Source organism: Luteibacter sp. P4_E6 (assembly GCF_056401535.1).
Genome location: NZ_JBFUJE010000237.1, coordinates 1 through 6,067, shown reverse-complemented (window position 1 = coordinate 6,067; position 6,067 = coordinate 1). Strand labels below are relative to the sequence as shown.

At 64.1% G+C, this 6,067-nt stretch carries 7 protein-coding genes; 3 read left to right on the top strand and 4 right to left on the bottom strand.

Annotated elements, in window-relative coordinates:
- From AC1DT2_RS14060 to AC1DT2_RS14045, 4 genes are all read right to left on the bottom strand, one after another.
- On the bottom strand, positions 1-263 hold a 263-nt coding region (locus AC1DT2_RS14060; protein ID WP_477296958.1), incomplete at its 3' end, for a bifunctional hydroxymethylpyrimidine kinase/phosphomethylpyrimidine kinase.
- A gap of 408 nt (positions 264-671) precedes the next feature.
- Positions 672-2,060 (bottom strand): PhoH family protein, encoded by a 1,389-nt coding sequence (locus tag AC1DT2_RS14055; RefSeq protein WP_477296956.1) that lies wholly within the window; start codon positions 2,058-2,060, stop codon positions 672-674.
- Positions 2,061-2,141: 81 nt separating this feature from the next.
- Positions 2,142-2,603, bottom strand: a complete 462-nt coding sequence (locus tag AC1DT2_RS14050; protein WP_063570388.1) for a peroxiredoxin — start codon at positions 2,601-2,603, stop codon at positions 2,142-2,144.
- A gap of 23 nt (positions 2,604-2,626) precedes the next feature.
- On the bottom strand, positions 2,627-3,202 hold the full coding sequence (locus AC1DT2_RS14045) for an ACT domain-containing protein (protein WP_063570389.1): 576 nt from the start codon (positions 3,200-3,202) through the stop codon (positions 2,627-2,629).
- 165 nt (positions 3,203-3,367) lie between these two features.
- Between AC1DT2_RS14045 and dapA the strand changes: the two genes are divergently transcribed.
- The 3 genes from dapA to AC1DT2_RS14030 all read left to right on the top strand — a co-directional run bounded on the left by dapA (position 3,368) and on the right by AC1DT2_RS14030 (position 6,007).
- Positions 3,368-4,261, top strand: coding sequence for a 4-hydroxy-tetrahydrodipicolinate synthase (dapA, locus tag AC1DT2_RS14040; RefSeq protein ID WP_477296960.1), 894 nt, complete (start codon positions 3,368-3,370; stop codon positions 4,259-4,261).
- Positions 4,262-4,290: 29 nt separating this feature from the next.
- Complete coding sequence (locus tag AC1DT2_RS14035; protein ID WP_063570391.1) at positions 4,291-4,884, top strand: hypothetical protein; 594 nt, start codon at positions 4,291-4,293, stop codon at positions 4,882-4,884.
- 313 nt (positions 4,885-5,197) lie between these two features.
- Positions 5,198-6,007 carry a hypothetical protein gene (locus AC1DT2_RS14030; protein ID WP_477296955.1) on the top strand — a complete coding sequence of 270 codons (810 nt, stop codon included), beginning with the start codon at positions 5,198-5,200 and terminating at the stop codon, positions 6,005-6,007.
- Positions 6,008-6,067 lie beyond the last annotated feature (60 nt).

Sequence of the window (6,067 nt, the reverse complement as noted above, 5' to 3'; positions counted from 1 at the left end):
CTGCCGAGCATGCCGGTCTTCACCGCCGAGATCGGAAAGTCATCGAACACCGCATCGATCTGGCTGCGAATGTGAGAGAGAGGCAGGGTGTGCACAGCAGTCACGGCACGCGTGTTCTGCGATGTCACGGCTGTTATCGCGGTGAGACCGTGGGTTCCGCGCGCGTGGAAGGTTTTCAGGTCAGCCTGGATGCCTGCGCCGCCGCCGGAGTCTGAGCCGGCGATGGTCAGGGTATTGGGTTTGGCTTTGACGGTCTTGGTCATCGCGAAAGGATAGCTGTAAGGCAAGAGCGTTCGCCGATGAATCGGCTCCTACGATAGCGGGCGCGCGGCATGTTTGTCGGCGGTGCGCTCTCGACCACAACGAACTTCGACGTTTGGTGCCGCGAGGGGTAAGGCCCTTGGGGCCGCATAAGCTGAGGGCCGCTCAGTTCACATGGAATGCGAACGCGGTGCTACGGCCCGTCTCGAAGAGCCGCGCCTGCGGCCCCAAGGGCCTTGCCCCTCGCGGCTCTCCAGTGCAACCCGCGTCATAGGCGGTGACAGGCTTACGGCGTTACCGCTCCGTTGGCTTTCGCCGATGAATCGGCTCCTACATTAAGAGCATGAGCTCGCGCAGCGAGCTATCCGGTAAAAAAGCGCGGGCATCGCTACCCGCGCTTTTGCTGCTGCTTACAACGCTTCGGAAGCGAAATCGGCCAGTCTCGACCGCTCGCCGCGCTTGAGCGTGATGTGCCCCGAGTGGGCCCACATCTTGAAGCGGTCCACCGCGTAGGTGAGGCCCGATGTGGTCTCCGTCAGGTACGGCGTGTCGATCTGCTCGACGTTGCCCAGGCAGACGATCTTCGTGCCTGGGCCGGCGCGCGTGATCAGGGTCTTCATCTGCTTCGGCGTGAGGTTCTGGGCCTCGTCGATGATGAGATAGCGGCTGAGGAAGGTGCGGCCACGCATGAAGTTCAGCGAACGGATCTTCACGCGTGACGCGAGCAGGTCGTTGGTTGCCTGGCGCCCCCAGGAACCGCCTTCCTCCGGATTGGCGAGTACTTCGAGGTTATCCGTCAGGGCGCCCATCCACGGCGTCATTTTCTCCTCCTCGGTACCCGGCAGGAAGCCGATGTCTTCGCCGACCGAGACCGTGGCGCGGGTCATGATGATTTCGCGATAGCGCTGCTGGTCCATCACCTGGGCCAGGCCTGCCGCGAGCGCGAGCAGGGTCTTGCCGGTACCGGCCGTGCCCAGCAGGGTGACGAAGTCGACGTCGGGATCCATCAGTAGGTTCATCGCGAAATTCTGTTCGCGATTGCGCGCCGCGATGCCCCACACGCCGTGCGCGGCATGCGTGTGATCGTCGAGCAGGACGAGTTTTGCCTTGCGGTTCTCCTCATCGCCGCGAATTTCCAGTACGCGCAGCTCGACATCGTTCTCGCCGGGCATGTACAGGCATTCGTTGGCGTACCAGTTTTMTTCCTCGAGCATGTCCACTTCATAGAACGTGCGGCCACGCTCGTTCCAGGAACGCAGTTCCGGATGCCGTGTCCAGAAGTCTTCGGGGAGCTCGTCCGAGCCGGTAAAGAGCAGGGCGAAGTCATCCAGCGCGCGGTCGTTCTCGTAATCTTCGGCGGTGATGCCGTAGATCGACGCCTTGATCCGAAGGTTGATGTCCTTGGAGACGAGGATGACCGGCCGGTCGGGGTACTGGTCGCGTAGATCGATGACGGCGGCCAGGATCTGGTTGTCGGCCTTGCCGTTGCCGTGGCCCGTGCGCTGTTGGAAGAACAGCCGACCCACGGCACCACGCTTGAGCTTGATGCCCTGCGGGTTGATCAGTTCCACGCCGTTGCGGATGCCATCGCCGCCGCCGTGTTCGATCAGTTCATTGAGGAAACGGCTTACCTGGCGGCCGTTGCGCGAAACTTCCGAGCCGCCTTTCTTCTTGTCGTCCAGTTCCTCCAGCACCGTCATTGGTATGAAGACGTCGTGCTCCTCGAAGCGGAACAGCGATGTCGGGTCGTGCAGCAGCACGTTGGTGTCGAGGGCGTAGATGCGCTTGCTTCCGGTCATACGGAAGTGACCTCTTGCAGAGGTTGCAAAACCGGCCGCACGGCGACGGCCGGGGGGAGGAGCCGCATGACGCGGTATCCGTCACGCGGTGGGAACACTCTCGAGAACGGCTCGTGCGTGGCCGGGGATCTTGATCCCACGCCATTCCGCGGCGAGCTTGCCGTTGGGGTCGATCAGGAACGTGCTGCGGACCACGCCGAGATAGCGTTTGCCGTACAGCACCTTCTCATGGATGACATCGAAGGCCTGGCACCAGGCCTCGTCGGCATCGGAGACGAGCGGGAAGGGTAGTTCGTGTTTGGTCGCGAAGTTCGCATGCGAACGCACGGAGTCGCGGGACACGCCGATGACTTCGGCGTTTCGGGCCTGGAATTGTCCGTAGAGATCGCGGAAGTCCTTCGCCTCGTTCGTACAGCCTGGCGTGTTGTCCTTCGGGTAGAAGAAGACCACGACCCACTTGCCGTGGAGGGAGGCCAGCGACAGGCTCGTGCCATCGCCCAGCGCGCCTTCGAGTTTGGGTAGCTTCTTGCCCTTGCCGATCATGCGTAGGTTTGTCTTCCCTTGGGTCAGAACTTCACGGGGTCCATGATGGCGTCGAGATTGAGGCCATCGCACAACTCGAGGAAATCGTCGCGCAAGGCGGCGATATGCGTCTCCGACGGAATGCCGATGGTGATCTGCGCCTGGAACATTTCGGCGCCGGTCTGCATGGCCTGATAGCGCATGGAGGTGAGCTGCTCGACGCTGATGTCGCGGCGCGAGAAGAACTCGATGATCTTGACCAGGATGCCGGGCCGGTCGGCGGCGATCACTTCGACCAGGTAAGGCAATAGGTGCGAGGTGGGCTCCCGCGGCGTGGTGCGGTAATGGACAATCTGTAGCTCTTCGTCGCGGGCGAGCTTGCCCAGCGCCGTTTCCAGCTTGGCGACGGCGTCCCAGGCGCCGGAGGCGAGCAGCATCACGGAGGTGTCGTTGCCGATCGTGGAGACGCGGGCGTCGGCCATGTTGCAGCCGGAATCCGCGATGCGCTTGGCCAGCGCGAGGATCGGGGCGCGGTGTGCCGGCGACAGCGTCGAGATGAGGAGCTGGTTGTCGGTGGTGGTGCTGCGTACTGCGGAACGATTCAAGGCTCGACTACCGATGGCGCGACCCGCGGGGCGCAGGGCGTCGCTACGGGCCCGAGCTTACTTGGCCCCGTCGCACGCTAGCAAGACACTCCGCATGGAATGATGGGTGCACGCCCCGAATGGACTCGCCGCAGGTGCCCCGGTAACATGCGAACGGCTGGTAACTCAACGGGTTTCACCTTGGACATCTCCGGAAGTATCACCGCGCTGGCGACGCCGTTCGCCGACGACGGCTCCCTCGATCTAGACGCGTTCGGCCGACTGCTCGACCAGCAGATCGCCGGTGGCACCCAGGCTGTCGTGGTCGCCGGGTCCACGGGCGAGTCCCATTTTCTCGAGCACGACGAATTCGAGCGCCTGCTCGGCTTCGCCGTGAAGCACGTGAACCACCGCATTCCCGTCATCGCCGGCACCGGCGAGGCGGGTACCGCGAAAACCATTGCCACTACACGCCTCGCGAAGACCCTGGGTGCGGACGTGGCCCTGGTGGTCGCGCCGTTCTACGTTCGCCCGACCCAGGAAGGCATGCGCCGGCATTTCCTCGCCGTGGCGGATGAGGGCGGCCTGCCGGTCATCCTCTATAACGTGCCCCCGCGCACCGGCTGCGACATCGCGCCGGAGACCGTGGCGGTGCTGCGCGACCATCCGGGCATCATCGGCATCAAGGAAGCCCGGGGCGACGCCGAGCGCATTCGCGCCCTCGCGGAACTTATTCGTCCGGATTTCGTCTACCTCAGCGGCGACGACGGCTCGGCCCACCAGGCCATGCTGGCGGGCGCTGCCGGAACCATTTCGGTCGTGGCCAATCTCGTGCCTGAAGCCTTTCGCGCCTTCTGCGACGCCGCCCGTTCGGGCGACCCGGAGCGGGCCGCGAGGGAGACGGCACGGCTTGCCCCGCTGATCGAAGCGCTCAATTGCGCGCCGAACCCCATCCCGGTCAAGGCCGGTCTGGCTGCCCTGGGGCTCGGTTCGGCCGCTCCACGGCTGCCCCTGGTCGAGCTGGAAGCGGGCCCGGCGCTGGACAGGGTGCGCGAAACGCTCGCCGCTCTGGCACCATTGTCGTCCGCTGCCTGAAGCAACCCTATTCAACGGAACCCGAGTTCATGAAGAAAACCTCGTACGCGCTGGTCGTCCCGGCATTGATTCTTTCCGCCCTGCTGGTGTCCGGTTGCGGTGCGTTCCGCTCGAAGAAGGACTGGGATCGTGCCCAGCAGGAAGCTCCGCTCGAGATTCCGCCGGGCCTGGATACGCCGTCGACGAGCGCCGCCCTGGTGATTCCGGAAGTAGGCTCGGGTGCCGCGGCCGCCAATGCCGCTGCAACCAACGCCGCGCCGGTCTCCGACGGCTTCATCCTGGCTGACGATGTCGAGACCGCCTACAAGCGCATCGGCGAACAGCTGGCCCAGGGCGACCTGGGTAGCGTGATCTCGCACGACGACACCAACCATACCTACCAGATCGCCGCGAAGCCTGGCCGTCCGGAAGCCCGTCCGGGCCTGTTCCGCCGCATGTTCGGTGGTGGCAAGGACGCAAACCAGGACGCCAAGGACGCTCCGGCCTCGGCGCAGGGCGCGAGCCATACGGTCGTGCTGACCATCAATCCGAGCGGCACCGGCAGCGAAGTCCGTGCCCAGGGCGACGCCGATGGCGTCCGTCGCGTGGTCGACGCGCTGAAGTCGCGGATGGGCAGCAAGTAAGTTTTTTTCGCCAGATCCTGCGCATCGAGAACGCCGCCTTCGGGCGGCGTTTTCTTTTGGGCGTTCGAAGGTCGTGGCAACGATTTCCGAATATGTGCCTTGAAACCCTACAACCAATGGGGGATGGGCCTGGCTGCATGCGGGCGGGACACTAGCAGCCCGGCCAGGCGGGCCGGAAAAGTCGCACAAGGAGAGTGCTATGCGTGGTCGCGGACGTATTTTCAGGATGATGATCGTTGCCGTCGTATTGATCGGCGGGTGCACCACTGTTTCGCCGCCCCGGACCGTTCGGCCGGGTGCTCCGCCATCGACAATGGCGAGCCACGACGAGGAAGGCGCACTGGTCCGTGACCATCTGGCGGCGCGGTATGGGGAGTCATCAGTCAACTGCGGTGGGGCTTCGCAGCCCTCGTTCCTGTGCTCGGGCATTCTGCTTCGCGGCACCACTTACTCGACCGCCTACCATTCCTGGCATCCCAACCCGGGTAGCCCCAAGGGCGACGGCGTTTCCTTCTCGTTCCTTCGCCAGGATGCGAAGTACAACAAGCTGGCGTACGGGTATACGCACGGATTCATCGTGTACCCGGAGGTTTTTCGGCCCGGCGTGACGGTGGAGCTCGCCATCCTCTGCTCGTTTCCCATCGATGCCGACAGTGACGCCCGTTCCGAGAAGGGTTGCGGCGCAAATGCGGGGTATCCGACCGACAGCGGGCCCTGTCAACGTCAAGGCATCGCGACCGCAGCCCAGTGGCTTGCACACTACTGGGGCGGTCCTCCGGGAAACAATCCGCGTCAACGACAGTGCAGTTTCACCGTAGCAGAGGGCACGGCGAACTCGGCGGCCATGTTCACGGCGTCACTCGACGCGGAGAAGGGTCTCGGCGTCGAAACCTTCAACGTACAGAACGAGATCATCATCGACAGCTGGAAGAGTGCGCCGGACAAGGTTGGCGTCGAGGCGTTCTTCTATGCCACTGCGGCTGGGCTTGCCGACGGCCGGTCGGAACAGGCGGATTTCCAGAAGACGGTGGGTGCCTGGCGGCCGCTGATAAAGGTGAACCTGCCAACGACCCAGGCCGCCCAGGCCACGTTCGAATACCGACCCGCGGATCAAACGCCTTAAACGGGCGCCGTCCGCCGCATCAGCGCTCGAGCAGGTCGATCTTGCCCGGCTTGCCTTCCC

Coding starts and splice junctions, on each gene's coding strand:
- AC1DT2_RS14050 (WP_063570388.1), bottom strand. CDS start 2,603: ATGATCGGCAAGGGCAAGAAGCTACCCAAACTCGAAGGCGCGCTGGGC.
- AC1DT2_RS14035 (WP_063570391.1), top strand. CDS start 4,291: ATGAAGAAAACCTCGTACGCGCTGGTCGTCCCGGCATTGATTCTTTCC.
- AC1DT2_RS14030 (WP_477296955.1), top strand. CDS start 5,198: ATGGCGAGCCACGACGAGGAAGGCGCACTGGTCCGTGACCATCTGGCG.